This is a genomic window from Achromobacter sp. ISS7 (genome assembly GCF_056523125.1).
The window spans coordinates 516,913-537,089 of sequence record NZ_JAWRZD010000001.1 but is presented as its reverse complement, the minus strand read 5'-3'; the positions used below and the strand labels follow the sequence as shown (position 1 = coordinate 537,089).

26 protein-coding genes and 1 tRNA gene are annotated in these 20,177 nt (G+C 66.8%); 6 read left to right on the top strand and 21 right to left on the bottom strand.

Annotation, left to right across the window (positions count from 1 at the left end):
* Window positions 1-27 precede the first annotated feature (27 nt).
* Window positions 28-360, bottom strand: coding sequence for an ElaB/YgaM/YqjD family protein (locus AC1HFW_RS02455; protein WP_006393837.1), 333 nt, complete (start codon window positions 358-360; stop codon window positions 28-30).
* A gap of 376 nt (window positions 361-736) precedes the next feature.
* On the opposite strand from AC1HFW_RS02455, the gene egtD reads away from it, so the two are divergent.
* From egtD to AC1HFW_RS02435, 4 genes are all read left to right on the top strand, one after another.
* On the top strand, window positions 737-1,714 hold the full coding sequence (gene egtD / locus AC1HFW_RS02450; RefSeq protein WP_116522564.1) for an L-histidine N(alpha)-methyltransferase: 978 nt from the start codon (window positions 737-739) through the stop codon (window positions 1,712-1,714).
* 36 nt (window positions 1,715-1,750) lie between these two features.
* Window positions 1,751-3,064 (top strand): ergothioneine biosynthesis protein EgtB, encoded by a 1,314-nt coding sequence (gene egtB, locus AC1HFW_RS02445; protein WP_479281639.1) that lies wholly within the window; start codon window positions 1,751-1,753, stop codon window positions 3,062-3,064.
* A gap of 141 nt (window positions 3,065-3,205) precedes the next feature.
* A tRNA-Met gene (locus tag AC1HFW_RS02440) sits at window positions 3,206-3,282 on the top strand.
* 391 nt (window positions 3,283-3,673) lie between these two features.
* Window positions 3,674-4,501, top strand: coding sequence for a carboxylesterase family protein (locus tag AC1HFW_RS02435; RefSeq protein WP_479281637.1), 828 nt, complete (start codon window positions 3,674-3,676; stop codon window positions 4,499-4,501).
* A gap of 45 nt (window positions 4,502-4,546) precedes the next feature.
* Here the strand turns inward: AC1HFW_RS02435 and AC1HFW_RS02430 are convergent, their stop codons facing one another.
* The 3 genes from AC1HFW_RS02430 to AC1HFW_RS02420 all read right to left on the bottom strand — a co-directional run bounded on the left by AC1HFW_RS02430 (window position 4,547) and on the right by AC1HFW_RS02420 (window position 6,209).
* On the bottom strand, window positions 4,547-5,464 hold the full coding sequence (locus AC1HFW_RS02430; RefSeq protein ID WP_006393833.1) for a hypothetical protein: 918 nt from the start codon (window positions 5,462-5,464) through the stop codon (window positions 4,547-4,549).
* A gap of 161 nt (window positions 5,465-5,625) precedes the next feature.
* Window positions 5,626-5,820 (bottom strand): hypothetical protein, encoded by a 195-nt coding sequence (locus AC1HFW_RS02425; protein ID WP_061072004.1) that lies wholly within the window; start codon window positions 5,818-5,820, stop codon window positions 5,626-5,628.
* A 134-nt stretch (window positions 5,821-5,954) separates the two neighbouring features.
* Entirely contained in the window at window positions 5,955-6,209 is a 255-nt protein-coding gene (locus AC1HFW_RS02420; RefSeq protein WP_006393831.1) for a hypothetical protein, read from the bottom strand.
* 258 nt (window positions 6,210-6,467) lie between these two features.
* Between AC1HFW_RS02420 and AC1HFW_RS02415 the strand changes: the two genes are divergently transcribed.
* The gene (locus tag AC1HFW_RS02415; protein WP_006393830.1) at window positions 6,468-6,659 is read left to right on the top strand and encodes a hypothetical protein; all 192 of its coding nucleotides are present in this window, start codon (window positions 6,468-6,470) and stop codon (window positions 6,657-6,659) included.
* 56 nt (window positions 6,660-6,715) lie between these two features.
* Here the strand turns inward: AC1HFW_RS02415 and yddG are convergent, their stop codons facing one another.
* Window positions 6,716-7,624, bottom strand: coding sequence for an aromatic amino acid DMT transporter YddG (gene yddG / locus AC1HFW_RS02410; protein ID WP_061072006.1), 909 nt, complete (start codon window positions 7,622-7,624; stop codon window positions 6,716-6,718).
* A gap of 186 nt (window positions 7,625-7,810) precedes the next feature.
* Here yddG and AC1HFW_RS02405 point away from each other — a divergent pair, with 186 nt between their 5' ends.
* Window positions 7,811-8,053 carry a hypothetical protein gene (locus AC1HFW_RS02405; RefSeq protein ID WP_061072007.1) on the top strand — a complete coding sequence of 81 codons (243 nt, stop codon included), beginning with the start codon at window positions 7,811-7,813 and terminating at the stop codon, window positions 8,051-8,053.
* 19 nt (window positions 8,054-8,072) lie between these two features.
* Here the strand turns inward: AC1HFW_RS02405 and AC1HFW_RS02400 are convergent, their stop codons facing one another.
* The 16 genes from AC1HFW_RS02400 to AC1HFW_RS02325 form a co-directional block, all read right to left on the bottom strand.
* The gene (locus AC1HFW_RS02400) at window positions 8,073-9,650 is read right to left on the bottom strand and encodes a diguanylate cyclase (RefSeq protein ID WP_061072008.1); all 1,578 of its coding nucleotides are present in this window, start codon (window positions 9,648-9,650) and stop codon (window positions 8,073-8,075) included.
* 346 nt (window positions 9,651-9,996) lie between these two features.
* Complete coding sequence (locus tag AC1HFW_RS02395) at window positions 9,997-10,269, bottom strand: hypothetical protein (protein ID WP_006393826.1); 273 nt, start codon at window positions 10,267-10,269, stop codon at window positions 9,997-9,999.
* Window positions 10,250-10,780 (bottom strand): hypothetical protein, encoded by a 531-nt coding sequence (locus AC1HFW_RS02390; protein WP_061072009.1) that lies wholly within the window; start codon window positions 10,778-10,780, stop codon window positions 10,250-10,252. The genes AC1HFW_RS02395 and AC1HFW_RS02390 overlap by 20 nt, the downstream gene beginning before the upstream one ends.
* Window positions 10,770-11,231 (bottom strand): hypothetical protein, encoded by a 462-nt coding sequence (locus tag AC1HFW_RS02385; RefSeq protein WP_035360130.1) that lies wholly within the window; start codon window positions 11,229-11,231, stop codon window positions 10,770-10,772. Before AC1HFW_RS02385 ends, AC1HFW_RS02390 begins: the two co-directional genes overlap by 11 nt.
* Before the next feature lie 283 nt (window positions 11,232-11,514).
* Window positions 11,515-11,952 carry a tail fiber assembly protein gene (locus AC1HFW_RS02380; RefSeq protein ID WP_083827849.1) on the bottom strand — a complete coding sequence of 146 codons (438 nt, stop codon included), beginning with the start codon at window positions 11,950-11,952 and terminating at the stop codon, window positions 11,515-11,517.
* Window positions 11,953-11,964: 12 nt separating this feature from the next.
* A complete protein-coding gene (locus AC1HFW_RS02375; protein WP_479281632.1) occupies window positions 11,965-12,933 on the bottom strand; it encodes a hypothetical protein in 969 nt (322 codons plus the stop codon).
* A gap of 13 nt (window positions 12,934-12,946) precedes the next feature.
* Window positions 12,947-13,612, bottom strand: coding sequence for a DUF2612 domain-containing protein (locus AC1HFW_RS02370; protein WP_479281630.1), 666 nt, complete (start codon window positions 13,610-13,612; stop codon window positions 12,947-12,949).
* A 1-nt stretch (window position 13,613) separates the two neighbouring features.
* On the bottom strand, window positions 13,614-14,795 hold the full coding sequence (locus AC1HFW_RS02365) for a baseplate J/gp47 family protein (RefSeq protein ID WP_479281629.1): 1,182 nt from the start codon (window positions 14,793-14,795) through the stop codon (window positions 13,614-13,616).
* Complete coding sequence (locus AC1HFW_RS02360) at window positions 14,792-15,145, bottom strand: contractile injection system sheath initiator (RefSeq protein WP_479281627.1); 354 nt, start codon at window positions 15,143-15,145, stop codon at window positions 14,792-14,794. Before AC1HFW_RS02360 ends, AC1HFW_RS02365 begins: the two co-directional genes overlap by 4 nt.
* Window positions 15,146-15,153: 8 nt before the next feature.
* Window positions 15,154-15,897 (bottom strand): Gp138 family membrane-puncturing spike protein, encoded by a 744-nt coding sequence (locus AC1HFW_RS02355; protein WP_061072015.1) that lies wholly within the window; start codon window positions 15,895-15,897, stop codon window positions 15,154-15,156.
* A gap of 48 nt (window positions 15,898-15,945) precedes the next feature.
* Window positions 15,946-16,974, bottom strand: coding sequence for a phage protein (locus AC1HFW_RS02350; protein WP_479281626.1), 1,029 nt, complete (start codon window positions 16,972-16,974; stop codon window positions 15,946-15,948).
* 1 nt (window position 16,975) lies between these two features.
* Window positions 16,976-17,275 (bottom strand): phage baseplate plug family protein, encoded by a 300-nt coding sequence (locus AC1HFW_RS02345; protein ID WP_006393817.1) that lies wholly within the window; start codon window positions 17,273-17,275, stop codon window positions 16,976-16,978.
* Window positions 17,276-17,284: 9 nt separating this feature from the next.
* Window positions 17,285-17,884 (bottom strand): phage baseplate protein, encoded by a 600-nt coding sequence (locus tag AC1HFW_RS02340; protein ID WP_116521308.1) that lies wholly within the window; start codon window positions 17,882-17,884, stop codon window positions 17,285-17,287.
* Window positions 17,877-19,550, bottom strand: coding sequence for a hypothetical protein (locus AC1HFW_RS02335; RefSeq protein WP_061072016.1), 1,674 nt, complete (start codon window positions 19,548-19,550; stop codon window positions 17,877-17,879). The genes AC1HFW_RS02340 and AC1HFW_RS02335 overlap by 8 nt, the downstream gene beginning before the upstream one ends.
* Window positions 19,543-19,701: a DUF6889 family protein gene (locus tag AC1HFW_RS02330; protein ID WP_479281623.1), complete on the bottom strand. Its 159-nt coding sequence runs from the start codon at window positions 19,699-19,701 to the stop codon at window positions 19,543-19,545. The genes AC1HFW_RS02335 and AC1HFW_RS02330 overlap by 8 nt, the downstream gene beginning before the upstream one ends.
* A 26-nt stretch (window positions 19,702-19,727) precedes the next feature.
* The gene (locus tag AC1HFW_RS02325; RefSeq protein ID WP_006393813.1) at window positions 19,728-20,177 is read right to left on the bottom strand and encodes a phage tail assembly chaperone; all 450 of its coding nucleotides are present in this window, start codon (window positions 20,175-20,177) and stop codon (window positions 19,728-19,730) included.

Below are 20,177 nucleotides of genomic sequence, written 5' to 3'. Positions count from 1 at the left end.
CCGCAGGCGGCCTCATGGCGAATGGGCTCAGCGCCGGTTGGCCAGCAGGCAGCAACCCAGCAGCACGCCCACCAGCGTCGCCACGCCCACCGATTTCCAGGCGTGCTCGTGGACGTATTCATCGGCATAGGCCTTGGCGCGGCGAGCCCGTTCGCGCGCCACGCCTTCCCAGTCGCCCGCGGATTCGCGCGCCTCGGCCAGCTGGCGCGTCAGCCGCGCGCGCGCCGCCTCGATCTCAGAGCCGGTGTATGAGGCGGTCGAACGCAGCAGGTCTTCCGTACCGGCAAGCAACTCATGGAGGCTGTCGCTCACGCGGTCGCGGTGCAGGGCCATTTCGGCGCGTTGGTGCTTTCGATTCATAGTCGCTCCTTGTCGCTTGTTGCTCGTGGGGGCCTCCCGGCTTGCCGCCTGCCCGGCGCGGCGCTGGGCCACGCCAGGCGCGGGGCAGACTGGCCCCGCTAGGCCGTGGACACATTGTGGCCATTCCCGCCGCCGCGCGCCCGAGCTTTCGCAACCAGCCGTTAACCGATATTTCAGTGGCGCGGCGCTTGCTGAGGGCTGTCGGCACGGTGACGGCCAGACGTACCGTCCCCCTGCGCGGACGGCGCTACCGCCCCCGCCAATTTGGTAAAAGTCCATTGCATTTCAGTGGCTTAACTTGACACCGGAACCCCTCTGGCGGCCACAATGTATTTTTTGCAATGCGCTTCATCAGCCTCAAAAAGGAACTGAACGCATGGTCTCTCCCTCCGCCCTGCTCGCCAGCGCCGCCCCGCGGTTCCTGGCGCCGCAACCCCAGCCCCTGAGCGCCGAGCAGCATGAATTGCGCGACGGACTGCTGGACCAGCCCGCCCATATCGACCCCAAGTTTCTCTACGACGCGCTCGGCTCGTCGCTGTTCACCGCCATCACGCAGTTGCCCGAGTACTACCCGACCCGCTGCGAGGCCGAGATCTTCGCGCGACACGGCCAGGACATCGCGCGGCATATCGGTCCGGTGCAGGCCATGATCGACTTGGGCGCGGGCGACTGTGTCAAGGCCGAGCGGCTGTTTGCCAGCCTGCGCCCGCGCCACTACGTGCCCATCGACATTTCCGCCGACTACCTGCAATCCGCGGTGCGGCGGCTGCGCCTGTCGTACCCCGACCTGCGGATCACGCCCATCGGCCTGGACTTCTCCCAGGCGCTGGCCTTGCCCGCCGACATCGGCGCCGAGCAGCGCCTGTTCTTCTATCCCGGCTCCAGCATCGGCAATCTCGACCCGGACGCCGCGCTGGCCATGCTGCGGCGGATCCAGCGACAGTGCGCTGGCGGCGGGCTGCTGCTCGGGGTCGACCGAGTCAAGCCCAGGCAGGTGCTGGAACCGGCCTACGACGACGCCCTGCACCTGACCGCGGCCTTCAACCTGAACCTGCTGCGCCACGTCAACGATCTGCTGGGCAGCGACTTCGACGTCGACGACTGGCGCCACGTGGCGCTGTTCAACAGCGAACAGTCGCGCATCGAGATGCACCTGGAAGCGCGGCGGCCCGTCGCCGTGGCCTGGCCCGGCGGCCAGCGGCGCTTCGCCGCGCAAGAGCGCATTCACACCGAGAACTCCTACAAGTTCACGCCCGAAGCCTTCACGGAGTTGCTGCAACGCGCGGGCTACCACGACATCCAGCACTGGTCGGACACGCGCGGCTGGTTTTCCGTATTCAGCGCGCGTGCCTGACGTCGCGCCCCCTCAACCCGCCCCTGGAGGATCGCCATGGAACCTGCCTGCCTGCTGACCCACCCGGCCAACGGCCCCTACGCCGCCGGACAGGCCGGCCAGCATGACCGGTACGATGCCGTACGCGCCACCACCACGGCGCTGGCCGCCCCGCTCAGCCCGGAGGACTGCCAGGTGCAGTCCATGCCGGACTGCAGCCCGGTCAAATGGCACCTGGCGCACACCACCTGGTTCTTCGAGACCTTCCTGCTGACGCATTTCCATCCGCCCTACGCGGCATTCCATCCGCAGTACCGGATGCTGTTCAACTCCTACTACAACGCCATCGGCGCCAAGCATCCGCGCCCGCAGCGCGGCCTGCTGACGCGGCCGCCGCTGGCCGACGTGATGCGCTATCGCGAGCACGTCGACCAGGCCATGCACGACCTGATCTCGCGGCTGGGCGGCAACGACCCGGCCTTCGACGCCTTGCTGGAACTGGGGCTGAACCACGAGCAGCAGCACCAGGAGCTGATCCTGACGGACCTCAAGCACCTGCTGTTCGCCAACCCGCTCAAGCCGGCCTACGTGGCCTCCGGTTCGCCCGCGTTGCCGCCGGGCACGCCCGCCGGCTGGACCCGCTACAACGGCGGCGTGGTCCGCATCGGCCACGACGGGCAGGACTTCGCCTTCGACAACGAAGGGCCGGCGCACGACGTGCTGCTGGCGCCCTTCCACCTGGCCGACCGCCTGGTGACGCAGCACGAATACCTGGCCTTCATCCGCGACGGCGGCTACAAGCGGCCCGAACTGTGGCTGTCGCTGGGATGGGAGCGGGTTTGCGCGGAAGGCTGGCGCGCGCCGCTGTACTGGGAAGGCCAGCGCGACGACTGGCGCGTCTTCACGCTACGCGGCATGCAGGAGCTGGAATTGCAGGCGCCGGTCACGCACATCAGCTACTACGAGGCCGACGCCTATGCGCGCTGGGCCCGGGTACGCCTGCCGCGCGAGGCCGAGTGGGAGCACGCGGCGCGGCAGCTGCCCGACGGCGCCTGGTCGAACCGCGCCAACCTGCTGGAAAACGGCCACCTGGATCCGCGCCCCGCGCCCGCCCGGCAGGGCGGCGGTCCGGCACAACTGTTCGGCGACGCCTGGGAATGGACCGCCAGCGCCTATGACGCCTATCCGGGCTTCAAGCCCGATGCCGGCGCGGTGGGCGAATACAACGGCAAATTCATGTGCAACCAGTTCGTGCTGCGCGGCGGCTCCTGCGCCACGCCGCGCGGCCACATCCGGCCGAGCTACCGCAATTTCTTCCCGCCGGAAGCCCGCTGGCAGTTTTCCGGCATCCGCCTGGCGCGGGATGCCTGAGAGGGGCGCGTGGGGGCCGTGAAGGGCCGCCAGCGGGCCGGAACAAAAAAGCCCGTCCCCTACTTGCAATCCTAAAAATTTCCATGCTAGAATTTCGTTCTTCGTTGCTTGGCTTTCATTGAAACCGGCGGCGATAAGGATGGCGCATTAGCTCAGCCGGTTAGAGCGACGGAATCATAATCCGCAGGTCCCCTGTTCGAATCAGGGATGCGCCACCAGAGAATTCAAAAAGGCCTTCACTCGCGTGAAGGCCTTTTTTTCATTGGGCCTTTTCATTTGGCCTTTTTCATTGGCTCGCCGGTCCGGCCGGCCATGCCCCTCCCGGTTGTTTGCCCGGCCGTCACACCACGGCCTTCACACCGCGGCCTTCACACATTTCCACATATTCCCCACATTTTTCCCGCAGACCGGCACGGTGCGCCCTCTTAGAATCTTCGCCCACCACGCCCCCGCGGAGAATCTGACATGCCCCCCAGCCGCATCCAAGTTTCGCGCCTTGCGCCAGCTTGCCGACCCGTTGTCCCGGCCCTTACCCCGGCCGTTAACCCGGCGACACATGGCCGCCCGGCCGCCTTCAGAACCGGTATTGCTGCAATCGCCGCGCGCGCCGTGCTTGCCACGGCCCTGGGCCTGACCGCCGGCCACGCCTGTGCCGCGCAGGGCGGCGTGCAGGCATCGAGCGTCACCTACGCCCCCACCGCCGCGCAATTGCAGACCGTCGAGACGCTCAAGCAGGCCTCCATCGACGCCTTCGCGCCGGCGGAATTCGCCCGCGCCGGCAAGGCCCCGCTGCCCTATCGCCTGGTCTCGCCGATTGCGCCGGAAAGCGGCAAAAAATACCCACTGGTGGTGATTTTCCACAGTTCGGGCGGCGTCGGCAGCGACAACCTGCTGCCGCTGAACGCCTTCACCCGCGCCTTCGGCTCGGCCGAATCGCGCCGCGATTTTCCCGCCTATGTGCTGGTGCCGCAGACGCCGGGCCGCACCGCCAACTATGAAAAGGACGGCCGTGGCGTGCGGATCTCGAAGGCCGGCGCCGACCTGGCCGACGTCATGCGGCTGGTCGAGGACATCGCCAGGCACCATCCGGTCGACGTCAAGCGCATCTATGCCGTCGGTTTCTCGATGGGCGCATCGGCCGCGCTGGACGCCGCGGTCGCGTCACCCGGACGCTTCGCGGCCATCGTCGCCATGTCGGGCGTGCCGCCGGAGCGCTCGCTCGCCAAGCCGCTCGCGGGCATTCCCACGCTGCTCATCCACGGCACCGCCGACCAGGAAAATCCCTACGAGGGCAGCCAGATCTGGGCCAAGGCCCTGGCGGCCGCGGGCGGCCAGCCGGTCTTCATCACCTACCAGGGCATGGATCACCACATCGCGCCGGAACTGCTGACCGCCCGGCCCTGGCGCGAATGGATGTTCCAGCAGAAGCAGCCGTAAAGCGGCGCGGGGCGTGATGCCCCGCGCCGGCCTCGCCTGCGGCGATTACGGCTTGACCACCATGTCGCGGCGGCGTCCGCCCCAGGTCGCGCACAGGCTGGCCACGAACGCGCCGATCAGCATGGAGGCAAAGCCCCACAGCGCGAACGCCGCGGCGGCCTTGCGCGCCGCGTCGGCCGCCTCGCGCGCCTTGCGCTTGGCGTCATCGGCGGCCTGACGGGCCTGCTGCAGCGTCTGGTTCACGCGCTGCTGCGCGGCGGCGGCATCGATGCCCGCCTGCGCCGCGATCACGCGGGCCACGTAGTCGCGATCCGCCGGCGTCATTTCTCCGCGCGCCAGGCTCATGGCGACGATGCGCCCGACTTCGGCGCGGGCCGCGGCGTGATCGCCGGCGGCATCGGGCCGTTCGTTGCGCAACAACACGTCCGTGAAGTAATCGCCGGCGCCGTCCATGCCGCCCGCGGCGGCACCCGCGCCGGCCGCCGCGCTTGCCGTGACCGCCGCGCCCGCCCCCGCCGCAATGGAGGCGCCGGCCTTGGCCGCCCCCGATGCCAGCGTCGCGATCGCCGAGCCCAGCAGGGCAGCGCTCACGACCGCGCTCAGCGCCCACACCAGGAAGCCGTGCGCGGTGTCGCGGAAATAGACCTCGTCGCCATGCACGTCGGCCCATTTGGTGCGCAGCCGGCCGGCGACATAGCCGCCAACGCCATAGGCCACGATCTGGGTGAACAACATCCAGGCGATCAAGCCGATGCCTGCCGCGGGCGCCGAGACGCCCTCCCCGCTCCAGGGCGAGATCGACAGGAAGCCCAGGCCGGAGCCGCCCGCGAACAGCGCCAGCGACAAGGCCGCGGCGATGACGGCGCCGGCGAATACCGCGGCCCAGGACACGGCGGACACCGCCGATTCCCGCACCGGCGGCACGCCGTCGTAGGGCCGGTTGGCCGAGAGTGCATTTTCCATGGTGATTCCTCGTTCACATTACGCGCCACGGCGCGGGACCGGACTGGCTCAATGCCAAAACAGCGCCAGCAGGATGATGATGGGAATGGGTACCCCCAGCAGCCATAACAGGATCGAACGCATGCAAGCCTCCTTGGGTGTGGAATGGGATTCGGTGGCGCTCAGGCCAGGTCGATCGTGCCTGGCGCGCGCGGATCGGGCGGCGGCGGGACGATATCGGGCTCGCCCGGATCATCGGGCGCGTGGTTGGGATTGGGTCGCGGGTCGTCGGGCCGCGTCGGATGGCCGGGCAGCGGCGGGTCGTCGGGCGGCACGTCGTCGGGCGCGCCCGGGGGGCGGTGATCAGATGGGGACATGGCGGATCTCCTGGGCGCGCCTATCGCGCCGGTCCGCTACTCAGCAACTGCCATGCCCGGCATGCCGCCCGCCAACGGCCCGACGCAAAAAAGCCCTCAAACGAGGGCCTGCGGGCATGGCCGGAACGCCGTTATCAGGACTTGGACGGCTTGCCGTCCTTGGCGGGTTCCACGGCGTTCGGGTCGCTGTTGCCCAGGAACGCCACCACGGCAGCCTTGCCGGCGGCCGAGGCCTCGTCCTGGCTGGCATAACGCCGTTCGGAATAATTGGTGCTGCGCACATTGCCGGTGTCGGGATCCAGCAAGGTGATGATCCAGGCGAATTCGCCCGGCAGCAGCTGCCTGACCTGCAGTGTGGCGCGCGTGCCAGGGCGGAGTCGTTGCGGCATTTCGCGATCTGGAGAGTGGGTGGACGCCGCCATCGTAGCGCAAAGCGCGGACGCGGCGGGCCTCGAAAAATGCTGCGCCGCACACTGAATTCATGCTGCACGGTGCGCGGCGAAAACGCCACAGCGCCCGCCAGAGTCAGGAAAACCCTAGCGCCACGCCCTGGCATACAGGCGCACAATCAGACTAAACGTAGCGACGAAGTGACAGACCGCAGTAGCGGCGCCGCATCCCTTTAATCAGGCGAGGACGGAGACATCATGACTTACGTAGCAGTGGTAATCAGCTGTTTGATGGTTGTGGGTATCGTCGCGTTGGTGGTTCAAACGATACAAAGCGCGGGGCCCGAGCCCTGGCTGAAGATATCGGCGGCGATCGTCAGTTCCCTGTTCGCCTCCTTGTTGCTCATTCCGCTCGGCTACGCCGTGGCGCAGACCATCGTGCTGGAATGAGCTGACGGCTTTTCCCCGCTGGCCGTCACCCGATGAGCCAGAAGGCTGCCCCGGGGCTACCCGCCCCGGGCAGGCCTGCCCCTTGTCGCCGCCCAGCAGATCAGCGAACCGGCGGTGACCATCGCCACGCCTTGCCAGAATGTCATGGTCAAGCGCGTGGACAGCCATATGGCCGCAAAAAAAGTCGACAACACTGGCGTGAAGTAGGACGCCGTGGCCAGCAAAGTCAGATTGCCGTTGAGGATGCCCACGTTCCAGAGCGCGTAACCCGCGGCCATCGCGCCGCCGGTCACGCACAGCTCGAGCACGGCGGGCCAGGCGAACGTCAGCGCCGGCTCGGCGCTGAATCCGTATTTGATCCACAGCACCGCCGCGGTCAGCATGAAGAACAGGGCCACGCCGTTCTTGCCATCGGCATAGCGTTTTGTGACGTTGCAATAAACGGCCCATATGATGGCGCCGCTGAAAGCCAGGCCGTAGCTGAGCGGATTGCTGGAAACATTGGCGACCAGGCGTTCCCAGGAAACGCCGCCGTCGCCGCCGACCACCCAGACGATGCCGCAGAGCGACAGCGCGATGCCGGGCACGACCCAGGCGCTGGCGCGCTGGCCGTTGATCAGGATCGCCAGGATGACGGTGAAGCAAGGCCACAGGTAATTGACGATACCCAGTTCGATCGCCTGGCCACGGTTGGCGGCGAATCCCAGCGACAGCGACAGGCAGATTTCATAGGCCACGAACAGCAGGCTGCCGGAAAGCAGGTAGGCGCGCGGGAATGAACGCACGCGGGGCAACCCCAGCAACAGGACGAGGAAAGCCGAACCGACCGTATAGATCAGGGCCGCGCCGCCGATCGGCCCGAAGCTCTCGCTGACGCTGCGGATCAGGCCGACGACGGTGCCCCAAAGCACCACGGCCATCAATCCCATGAAAGTCGCCGTGTTCCGGCTGGGAGCAGATTGCATTACTTTTTTCCGATTTCCCGATGTCCATCCAGGGCGCCGCGCCGGGGCGCGCGCGCCAGAACGACGCAGTGTAGCGAAAAGAGGAAAACCGCCGCGGCAGGGCCGGCACGGGGATCGAATGCCGGCGCGGCGCGACCGACCGACCGACCGACCGACCGACGATCAACGAGAAGGAGATTTCGCCGCATGACCATCTCTGTACGCAGGCTGAGCGACGTGCTCGCCACCACGGCATCCGGCCGGCTCTACCGGATCGAAGTGTTCTCTCATGCCGATCGGCGCGCGGGGCCGCCCATCACGATCCGCTACATCCTCAGGACCACGGAAGGAGAACGCGTGATCGCGCTGGGCGAGCGACGCTATCGCCTGAAATCAGGCGAGGTGCTGACCGCCCTTCCGCCCGCCGCCACGCCGCGCCACGACGCCTGACACGGCGGCCGCGGCCGCCTCAACGCTCGTCGGACGCCACCCGCCGCTTGCCCAGGCCCTTGGCCCGGTACAAAGCGACGTCGGCCCGCTCCAGCAACTGCAGCATGGTCACGCCCGACTGCGGATAGACGGCAATGCCGACGCTGGCCGACACCGCCACGCGGATCTTGGGGTAGGGCAAGGACAGGCTCTCGACCAGGGACTCGGCCACCGCCTGCGCGTTTTCCTGATTGGCGCCGAGCAGCAGCACGGCGAACTCGTCGCCGCCCAGCCGCGCCGCCACGTCCGAGACGCGGATCGCGTGGGCCATGCGGTCGGCGGCTTCCTTCAGCACGGTATCGCCGGCGGCATGCCCATGCAGGTCGTTGACCGCCTTGAAGCCGTCCAGGTCGATCGCCAGGATGGCGAACGTCTCGCCGCTGCGCTGCGCCACCGCCAGTTCGCGCAGCACCAGTTCGCCGAACAGCACCCGGTTGCACAGCCCCGTCAGCGGATCGTAGTGCGCCAGGTGCTGCGCGTGCGCCAGCATGCGCGAGGCCTGCAATAGCGCCGTGCCGACCTCCTCGGCCTCCTTGACGCGCGTGCCGGGCAGCTCGACGGTGCGGCCTTCGCCCAGCGCCAGGGCCGGGCCGACCAGCCCCTGCACCGCCGACGTCAGGCGGTTGGCCAGCCGCAAGGCCAGCCACAGCCCCAGCCCGAACGCCGCCAGCGTGCCCAGCGCCAGCCAGGCGATGGAGCGGTACAGGTCGGTCGTCACCAGCGTCATCGGCGCGCCCGCCGCGACCGTCCAGCCCGTCAGGCCGGAGCGGCTGAACGCGGTGTAGACCGGCGTGCCTTCCTTGGTGGTGGATTCCAGCGAACCCTCGTTCTCCAGCTGCACCGCCCGCGCCAGCGTGGGCACGGCCTTCTGGCCGACGAATTTCTCGGGGTCGCGCGTGCGCGCGATGATGGTGCCGTTCTTGTCCAGCACCGCCGCGACCCAGCCTTCCGGCAGCCCGCGCCGGCCCAGCACATTGCCGATGCGGTCGGGCGACAGGCCGACGTTCAGGCTGTAGATGACCTCGTCGCCGCGCACCACCGGCACCCCCAGCGCGATGGTCGGCACGCCGCTCAGCGCGCCGGTGAACAGGCCGCTCAGGACCGGTTCGCGCGCACGGAAGACCCGGGCCAGTTCCTGCGTCACGCCCGAAGGCGGCAGGGGCGTGCCATAGGGCACCATGGTATTGACCACCTGGCGGCCGTCCTTGTCCGTCAGCACATAGCTGTCGACGATCTGGAACTTGATGGCCTCGCGGGCGCGCTGGTGGAACCCCGCCAGGTCGCCGCCGACCAGGTCGGGGGAGGACGCCAGCATCTGCAGGCCGGCTTCGACGCCGGTCATTTCCCGGTCGAGAATGGACGTCAGGTTACGAGCCAGGAAAATCGTGTCGCGGAAAATCCGCTCTTTCTGGATGAGGTAGCTTTCGTAAACGGCGATCGAAGACACCACCAGCGCCGGCGTAATACAGGCGAACACCAGCACCAGCAATCCGGTTCGCATCGAATACCGGAGCTTCGGGCGGACCCGCGCGGCGACAAGGCTTTCGCCGTCAGCCATATTATTTTTCCCTGCCGCGCATTTGCACGGGGCAAAACGCTTGCCGACACTGCACCCGCTGACCCATCGCGCCTCTCCTGGAACAGTCATTCGGGCCGGCGGCCCGAAGGGACGGAAAACCAGAAATTATTGCAGAACCAGACCGCGGCAAACCCTCCTTCGATCCAACCGTGCCAGCAAAAAAAAGCGTACCGGCGTTGGAAAAAATCGCGTCCCCAATTTACCTCAAAAACAAAGCCGCGAAACCATTTCATTATGCTCGAGCACCTGCCGGCGTATTGCCGCCGGCGTCGCGTCGACCTCGGCGGCGGAATTGAAATAAACCGGCCGGGCATGGTCGCAATATTCAATCCCGGTCCGCGGGGGGAGCGATCCGCACCCAGTCAGACTTGAGCCGATCAGCCACGGCATCGTCATCGCTGCGAGCCACTTTTTCCTGCACATCCCTGGCCTCCTTGCGGGCCTGGCCCGCCCGCGCCTGGAGGCGGGCCTCACTGTCCGAGCGTTCCTGCGCCCGGCCCATGGCCCGCCCCCGCCAATACACCCCGGCGACGGCGGCCAGACCCGCCAGCACTGCCGCCATCACGCCGAGGCCCCGCTTAATCCACTGTTGCAACATGCGCCGCGCTCCTGTCGATGCGGGCCTGGACGGCCGCCATGGCCCGCTGGTAAAGGCCGGCCCAGCTGTCCGGCTTGGGCTTGCCCGGCCGCCAGGTGCGCAGATACAGCGCCCAGGCCGCGTCCACGTCGCCGACCGGCGGCAACGCCTTCGGATCGGTCCAGAGCAGCAGCCGCGCGACGCCGGCGGCCAGCACGTCGTCGTACTCCAGCGCCGCATAGATCGCATCCGGATCGCCCGCCACGCTGCGCGCCTTGCACAATGTGGCCAGGTGATCCCTGCTGGCCGCGTGCAGGAATACGCCCCACACGCCGCCGCGACTGGCGCGGGTGCCCTTCTCGAACTGCCAGAAACCGCGGGCGGGCCCGCCGATCTGGCGCCGGTGCACGAAGCGGCTTTCCTGCAGGCCGATGGCCAGCAGCATGCAGTCCGCCTCGGGCGTATTCATGCGCGCGGGCAACAGCGCCATCGCCGGCCGCAGCGCGTCTTCCATGATCTGGTCAAGCGTCATGCCTGCCCTCCTTGTCTGCCTGGGCTTCCATGCCCAGCGTCTTGCGTCGTATCTCGACCGCCCAGTCCACCAGGTCCTGGTTCTGCAGCTTGGCGGTCAGGCGCAGATAGGCGCCCAGCACCCACCAGGCCGGCAACCCGGCCAGCAGCATGCAGGGGCCGAGCACGTAGAACATGGCCAGCAGCCCGTCCTCGCCCAGGCCGGTGCGCTGCGCCATCCAGTAGGCCGAGGACATCAGGTCGGGCATCCAGGCGATCATGCCGATCGCCAGCAACGGCCCGAACAGAAATGAACTGACCACCGTGCAGGCGGTGCGCGCGACGAATTCGCGCGGCGTGCGCGGCGGCATCAGCAACATGCCGATCAACGCCGCCATCGCGGCCGGCATGCCAAAAGCCAGCGCAATTTTCAGGGCGGCCCAACCGCCCAATCCCGTAGATGCCGGTTCCATGGTTACACCGCTCCTGTCGACGGTGCGCATTGCTGCCTCCCGTGAACATCACGGGCGCCGCAGGGGCGCGCCGGATGGACAAATTGAAATGTGGGCGACACTGTCGTCCGTTTGCTCCAGGCACTGCCTGTATCGGAAATCGCGGTTCCTTTGTTGGTCATACCCAACCCACCAGAGCAGCCATCAAGCGGGACCACCAGGATGTCATCGGGCAAAAAAAGGCCCGTCGCAACGGGCCTCACCAAACAGATATGTCGTTTCTTGGGTTGCCGCTCCCCGTCGACTATTGATAGTCAGGCTTGGACGGCCAGGTCTGCAGATCGGCTTCGACGTCAATTCGTGCGACGTTCACGCGATACAGCCGCCAGGCAGCAAGCGCCGTATGCTCTTTCTCCGTGGCAATACCCAGTTGCACGGCATCATTCAGAGGATCTATCCGAAGCGCAGCCTGTGCGAGTAGCGCATCGCGACTTGCGATTGCTGCCGCTACGCGCTCCTCACGGCTCGGTGGCTCGACTTGCGAAGCCACCGGCAATACATGAGGAACCCATTGCCCGTTCTCAAATGAGAATCGCTTTCCCGGTTCAATGGAAGCGGGGGGCAACACATCCACCGAACCGCCGGGAATATGGAATACCCCAGGCTCCAGTGGCGAAGGATAAGCAATCGCGGGGCCGAGAAAGAAGCCCTCCGCGTCCAACTGCGAGACGATCTTTTCCATGTTGATATTTCCTTAGAACTTGATGCAGGCCAATGCAGCCACGTTGCCGGGGCGAACTCGGTATTTCGTCAACGTGGCGTTGACACCAGCAGACCAGTTTTGTTGAAGAGCTGTCACGACGACGGGAGAATCTCCCCACGAAACCGGGATCGACAGCGACCCCCCCGATGCGCCCAGGACAGCATTCGGGATTTCAGTCCCCTCTTGTCTGGTCCAAAGCGAACGGCCGGCATCGATGCCACGACCGCTGTCCAAGCCACGTTCGAACAACCCTCGTCGATCCCGCAAGACGATGTATCCACCCGTTGTATTGCGCGAAGTTGCTGGACTCCCTGGATTGGTACAACGGTAGCCCCACTCCGCAGTCGGATTATTGGCATCCCCGCAATAGATGGCCGCAGCCAGCGCACCGTAGGCAGTAACGGATATCGCAGCGCCATCCTCTGCCAACCATCCCGTAGGCGGTGAGACGGTCAACCAGGATGCGCTCATACCGCACATCGGCGATCGATAGCCAGTGAAATACTGGCCCGCGGACCAAGTCCAAATCTCGGAGCGTTCCGCAACGATAATGGGGCCGACATCCTGAGCCGGCAAAGCAGCGATCGAATATATCCTCGGGAAATTGTCCGCGACGAACGCAGTAGTGGCCAGCCGGGGGCTTTTGTCGCTGGCGGCGGGCGTCGGCGCGGTCGGCGTCCCGGTCAACGCCGGCGACGCCGCCAGCGCGGCCACGAACTTGGCCTGCAGCGCGGCCAGGTCGCCGTTGTCCAGCACGTCCTGGCCGGCCTTGTCGGCGATGTACTGGCCGATCATGGCCGCCACGAACGAGGCCTGGCGCCAGACGGTGTTCAGTTCCTTCGATTTGGCCGTGCCGGCCGAGAAGCCGGCCAGTCGGGCGGCCAGCGCCTGGTAGTCGGCGGGAGCGAGCACGTTGGCGCCGGAAACGGTGCCGAAGGGGAGAATTTGATTGATAGCCACGGAATGTCCTTATTCAACCGGCAAAAAGCGAGCCCCAGAGTCCGCCGTCGAACCCGGAGATGTATTGGTTTTGAACGTCAAAACCGAACAAAGGCCCCTCAGCCGAGGGGATGACGTAGTAACTGATGCGCACGCCTTCCGGCTTGAGCGGGATGTACCCGCCGGTAAGCAGCGCCAGGAACAGCGCGGACGGCGGCGTACCGGCCACGCCGATGTCCACCGACATGTCGCCGTTGTCCTGGATGAACACATGCGTGCCGCCGCCGAAAATCCGGTCCAGGATCGCGGCCGATGTCTCCAGCGTGCCATCCCAGTGGTTGGCCCCGATCTTGGCGCGCAGCAACAGCCGATAGGTATCGTCGTCCAGCTCGGTCAGGCCGCTGTCCGGATCGAACGGGCCCTGCCAGACACCCTGGTCGAAGCCCAGGCCGTCGATGTCGTGCGAGAAATACACATTCAAAATGGGCGTCCGGACCTTCCGGTCCAGCCCCACCCAGCGCCCCACGGCGTCCAGCTGGACGCCGACGGCCAGATCCAGATCGAAGGCCGCCGGCATGGCGCCGTACAGCTCCTGCAGTCCGGCAGGCGCGCCGCACAGCGCGGCGACGGTGGCATTGAACTTGGGCTTGGAGCGGTAATAGGCCGACAGCCGCCTGAGATAATCGTCGGGTTTGGCCATGTCAGGTCACCGTGAGTTTGATGTCGTCCGGCGTCGCCGCGGCGGCTTCGTTGAACGCCAGGGACACGTCGGGCGCGCCGTTGCCGGCCGGGCCTCGCAGTGTCAGCCCGGAAATCTTGAACGTGCCATTGCCGGCCACGCCGTTGGCTGCCGAAATGGCGTCGGCCCACTCCACCGACGCGCTGGCGCCGCCGCCGATCGCGACACCGTTGATGTAGTCCGCGACCGCCCGCTGTACCGCCACGCCGACGGCCGTGGTGTAGCCCGGCAAGGCCCGCAGCTGCACGTCGACGGCCAGCGGCACGATCGTGGGCCGGAAGAACCGGATGCGATGCGCGATGCCGTAGATATCCGTCACGACCACCGTGGTGGTGCCGTGCGTGCCGGTCCCCGGCGTCTTCTTGGCGGCAATGGCCTGCGCGATCAGCGCCGCGTCGCCGCCATCGACCACCAGCGCGATACTGTGCGGCGGCAGGCCATGGGCGTCGGCCACCGCGCCATCGTTCTCGAAGGCGGCGTGGCGCAACACACCAGGCACCGACGCAACGGCGCCAATCGTGCCCTCAAGCACGCTGCGCGAAGGCAGGGCCACCGAGACGGCCTGCCGCACGCGCAATGCGGCGTCGCTCTCGACCGGCGCGCCGGGCGTGGCTGCCGCCGGGTTGGCCACGGACTGCCAGCCCAGCGTGGGCGTGCCGATCTGGTTGATCGTGCCCGCGGCCGCGGTGATCGCCCCCAACGCCTGGCTGTGGGCAGTGACCGTGATCTCGCCGCCAGGCGGAATGGTCACGCTGGCCGGCAGTTGCCAGCGGGTACGGTTGGCATCGGTCGCCACGCCGTTGACGATGGTGACGCCGCCCTGCCCCACCAGGCGCAGGTCCACCGACGAACGCGTCGCGGCGCCGCGCGCCAGGCCGTTGATCTTGACGTTGCTCGACAATGCCGCGTTGGCGGCGGTGGCCGGCGAGAACGCGTTGTACACATTGATAGCCGCCGTATTGGCCTCGTGTATCGCCAGCGCGAACACCGCCAGCAACTGGCCGTCCTGGCTGTCCGCTTCCAGATAGGTGTCGGCGCCGTAGATGGCCCGGTACTGGTCCTTGAAATACTGCAGCACCTCACCGTAGCCGGGCGCGCGGATGCCCGTGGCGTCGATGACCGGGGCCGTGGAAAGAATCGTCATAATGCCGCCTGCACGATGGCCGTGCCATAAAGGGTTGAGATGGATGCCGTCACGCTCAGGCCCCGGGTGTCCGGGTCGAGCTGGCTCGAGTAGTCGGTCAGTCCGGTCACGCCGGTCGTGCCCAGGATGCATTGGCGTATCGCCCAGTCATAGCTGGCCCTGGGCTGCTTGCCCAGGACCTCGCCGCGCCAGGGCATGCCTTCGGTCTCGTCCAGGAACCACTCGCCGCGCGCCAGCATCAGGCGTGTTTTCACGGCCTGGGCCACGGCCTCGGGCGAATCGCGAAGGAAATCGGCCTGCGACGTGCCGAACGAGTAGTCGCCGCCGGCGTCCAGTTTTCGGTAACGCATAGAAGTCCTCAGTTGGGCGGCGAAGTCACCGCGTTGGCGCCTTGCGCCGTATGGGTGTGGCTGTCGTCCACCCGCTTGCCGTTGGCCAGGATCTGGCCGATCACGTTCAACACCCCGGTGATCTGGGCGGTGTTGCCCTGGCCGCCGCTTCCCACCAGGCCGGCCAGGTAGCTGAGCAGGCCGTTCACCAGCACCTGCCCGGAAAACTCGGAAACCGGCGCGACCACGTCGAAGCCGCCCGGCGCCACGATCCTGACCTTGCGGGAGTCGGGATCCAGTTCCAGGAAGGTCGAGCCGTCATCGCTGCGCAGCTGGGTGGCGCGGGTGCTGACGGCGGGCAGCACCCGCGGCTGCGATCGCACGCCCACGTAGACAAAACCGTCGGACAGGTCATGCATCCGCACTTCCGCCTGGTTCTGCACCTTGCCCGACTGCCACCAGGCGTCGATACAGCGCGACGCGAACACCACCAGGCATTCGTCGCCCGGCTTGACCGGGAAGGTCAGCGTGCAATTGCCGCCGGACGGGAAATACACCGGGCAGTCCACCAACAGCGGCAGCGTGGCGTTCTGCTCCCGCCCTTCCGGCGTCGTGATGCGCGCGCGGATGGCGGGCTGCGCGGTGCACGTCATGGCCACCGGATCGAAGTCGCCGATGATCGCCGGCATCGCCGTCCAGGTCTGCGCCAGCGCGCCGCGCAAGGCGGCGCCGATCGCGGCTTCCGGATCGTTCAAATTCTCAAGTCGCTTCATGAATCATCCTGCTGAAATGGCGCCGACGCGCCACGGACATGGCGCCCGCTACTTGACGACGTTGGCGGACTTGGCGGCATCGCCGTCCATGCCTGCCCGGCCCAGATCGCCGGGATACAGCGTGGCGTCGGTCGCCAGGCACAGCACGTCCGTGTACCAGTCGTTGTCGCGGGTATTGCCGAGATGCTCGGTTTCCATCACGTAGTAATAACCATCGCCGCTGATGCGGCGTTGTTCGCTGTAGTCGATTGCTTTCGCGCCGTCCTCGCCGCCGCCCTTGGCTTCATAGCCGTACTCGCGGATGCGGCTGTTGTCCAGATGGATCAGCCCGCCCACGCGGATGCTGGGATTGAGCAGCATGCGCAGCTTGATGCCCTTTTCCGTCTGCTCGGGCATGCCGACCAGGCCGGTGTCGTGCGACACCACCGGCACGGAGCCCGGCACGTAGGCGGTCTCGGGCACCACCACCACCTTGCCATCCTGGATGCTCCACAGCGTGTTGGCGCTGCTGCACACGTCCTGCAGGTAGTCGCGGACCATGCCCGACATGACCGAGCCGCGGATCGAGCCCTTGCCGCCCAGGTCCGGCACATAGCCTTGCTTGACGCCATAGGGATTCATGGCCGAGCACAGCAGCTGCACCTTGCCGCCGCGGGTGCTGCCCTTGGACAAGGTGGCGTTGATCACCGCGAAGTTGTAGGCCTTGTCGCCGTCGGCCGCGGTGATTTCCAACACCATGTCGGTATCGCGCGAACGCCCCCATTTGGCGCGCACCACGTTGCCGTGGAAGATCACGCCGTAGTTGCCCTCGTAGCCCGCCTGTAGCACGACGCGGGTGAACTCCCGCTGCACCAGGCTGGCCGTTTCGCGGCTGGCGTTCATCACCTTGATGGTGGCGCTGTTGGGCGACTTGGCGTCATTGCGCTTGATGGCGAAACTGAAGCTAAGCGCCGACAGGTCCAGGGCTTCCTCGTCGCCAACGATCAGCGACACTTTCCTGCCCCACTGGCGCACGCCCTCATCGTCCACCGGATCGCCATAGACGGTGATCGGTTCCATCGTCGAATTCTCGGCCATGTCAGTCCGCCACCCAATAGAGTTTGGCGCCACGTCCCAGATCGGTGAACGTGGGCACATCGTCCGGCGCATCCGCGCCCGTCACCCGCAGCCCGCCAGCGAACCCCAGGTGCCGGTACTGGCCCAGCAGGTTCAGGCCGGTGACCAGCGGGATGCCCGAAACCAGCGGCTGGCCAAGGTCATCGGCCACGTCCAGGATCCAGCCGTCGCGGTATTGCAGCGTCAGCCGGTAGTCGTCGCCGCCCAGCGAAATGGCGAACACCTGCGGAATCGGCGACACGGGTATCTCGAAGTAATTCATGTGCCTCTCCTAGTTCCAATGCAGCGATCCGCCCTTGGGCGGCGCCGCGGGCCGGGACGACTTCGTGCCCAGGCTCTGCTTTTCCGCGGTCTTGTCCTTTTCCTGCTGGTGCGCGTACGGCGGCAGGGACGTGCTGCGGGTCCGCGCCACGATCACTTCGCGCAGCGCCACGGTGGCGAATACGGCGCCGGACGTGTCCTTGTTGTTCTCGACCGAGATTTTCTCGATCAGCATGCTGCTGTAGCGCCGCCGGCTGGTGACCACTTCCACCGGCTCGCGCGACTCCTGCAGGCTGAGCAACTGCGAATAGATGGCGGTCGCGAAATCGTCGGCCGCCGCCTTGCCGTTGGCCACGTCCTTGGCCTGCGCGCCACGCAATGCCTTGTACGAGGCGTTGCTCCAGGCACATTTCATGGTCAGCGTCAGCGGCTGCTTGAAAGCATGGTCGCTGATCGCCGACTGGCCATAAGGCCCCGACTCCACCGGATGGCTGGTGATCTTGAGCGAATCGTCGAAGGACTCGCTGATCGTCGCCTGCACCACGATGTCGCCGATTTTTTTGGACAGCAGGCCCACCATGTCGGCGCCCGCGATATTCAAGTCAGGCATAAGACCCCTGCAGGTTGCGCGTCAGGTCGGCATTGACCCGGCTCTGTTGATTGGCCACGGCTTCGCCGGTCGCGCCTGGATCGGCCGAACCGTTGACGTGGATGTGGGTGGTGGCATTGACCGAGACCGACGCCGCGGCGGGCGCCGCCAGCACGCCGCCGGCGGTTTCGCCGGTGGAGAACCCGGAGCGGTAGTCACGCCACGGCTCGACCCGGGCGCCATCCATGGCCTCGGGCCGGATGCCGCTGCCCGGCAGGTACAACCCCGGACCTGGCCGTCCGGCATCAATGCCGGGGCCTCCCTGCAACGACTTCAGCGTCCCGTCGCCCATCGGGCTGGGGTACAGCAGCAACCCGGCGCCCGCGGCCAGCGGCGAGGTCGCCACGCCGCGCACCACCGCCTTGGCGCCATCGGCGATGCGGCCGATCCAGGAACCGGCGGCTTCCCACAACGACTTGCCCCACTGCAGCGCGGTCTGGCCGGCGGCCTTGACGCCGTCGACCACCATGGCGCCGCCACGCGCGGCCATATCGCCCATCCAGGACCAGACGGCGCTGGCCATATTGCCCATCTGGGTCGCGGCCGTCCGACCCATCGAGGTCATCCTGCCGAACACGCCGCTCACGAAATTGCTGGTCGCCGTCCAGGCCTGGCTCACGAGACCGCCGATCCGGCCGGGCAACGAGGCCAGCTGGGTGCCCAGTCCGCCAATGATCGACCGCATGCCGCCCAGTCGCGAGACCAGGCCCATCAGCGCCCCCACCACGCCGCCGCCGCCCAGCATCAGGAATCCGCCGACCAGCAACAGGAGCTGCGAACTCAGGCCCCAGGTCACGCCGTCGAGCCAGGTGATCAGGCTGATCACCGGCCCCAGCAACGACATGATCGACAACACGAAATTGCCGACCTCGCCCAGCCGCTTGCCGGCCGTCTGGCCGTTCTCCTTGAACCAGGCCGAAATGCCGTCGAGCGTCTCCTGCAGCTTCGGCCCCATCGTCAGGAGCGCCTGCGCGAACATCGCGTCGACGGAGCCGCTCAATTCACGGACGGTGCCCATCAGCTGGTGGGCACGTTCCCCGGCCGCCTCGATGGTGCTGTTTTCCTGGGTATCGCGCTGCACCGACAGGCGTTGCCCGAATTCGGGACTGCGCAGGACCTCCATGACGCCGGCGTCCAGCCCCAGGCTCTGGCCCATCTCCCGGGCCTGCGTCGGATCCATGCGCTTGAGCGCATCGCTCAGCTCGAGCATCAGGTCGGCGCTGTTGCGCTGGCCGCCCGCGCCGTCGCTCAGCGTGATGTGCAGCTGTTCCAGCAAGGCGGCGATCTTGGGGTCGTCGCGCGCATTGCGATGCAGCGCCTGGGTACTGTTGCGCATCGCTTCGGCGGATACGCCGAAGCCCTGCGCCACCGTCTCCAACGCCCGCATGTCCCGGCCCGTGGTGCCACCCAGTTTGGCGGCGAAATAGCCTTGCTCGAACTGGGCGATCTTGTTCTCGGCAAAGTCGACGACGCTCTTTGCCCGCCCCGCGAATACCGCGAGCGCGTCGGCCAGGCTCTGCTTGCGCGAGTCGCCGATCGCCTGCTTGAGGTCCTTGAGGTCGTCCTTGTCGATCTTGATTGGACCCATCAACCCGGAAAGGTCGATGGACAGGATTGTGTTAGCCATTTTTTTCTGCCATGTGGCGGCGGTACGCTTCCGCCTTGTTGTCTGCCCGGACCGACAGCGCGTCGTTCAGGAGCGCGATATCGGTCAGGTCCAGGGTGCCGTCCTTGAGGGACTCGTACTTGCAGAGCCCCTCGAGGACCGGCGCCAGCAACCAATCCTCGCCACCGGGCAGGCTCTTCAGCCAGCCTGTGTCGCCTCGGGGCTGCCGGTCTGGCTGGTAAGCAGCCCTTGTATAAAAGGCCCGAGGCTTCCGACGATGACGCGCAGCGTCAGCGGCAACATCACCGACAGGTCGATGTCCTGGAACATCGGCACGCGCTGGCTGGCCGACCAGATGGCGGTCCAGCCATGTTCCTGCTTGCGCTGGACCGCCTGCATGCAGGTGTCCAGCACGTAGTCGGCGTCCTCGTCCTTCATCGCCGCCAGGCCGTCGGCCAGCGGTTGCAGGACATCGGCCATGCCGCCCGGATCCTCGGTGATCCCGCGACCGCCCGCCGCGAGGCGGACGAACACGGGGATCAGCGTAGGAACGATCGGAGCGATGCGGCGCGACACGTGGAACTGTTGCTTGGCGCTCAGTTTCCCGATGGAGTACCGGTGGCCGTTCAGATCAAGTTCCTGTGACAT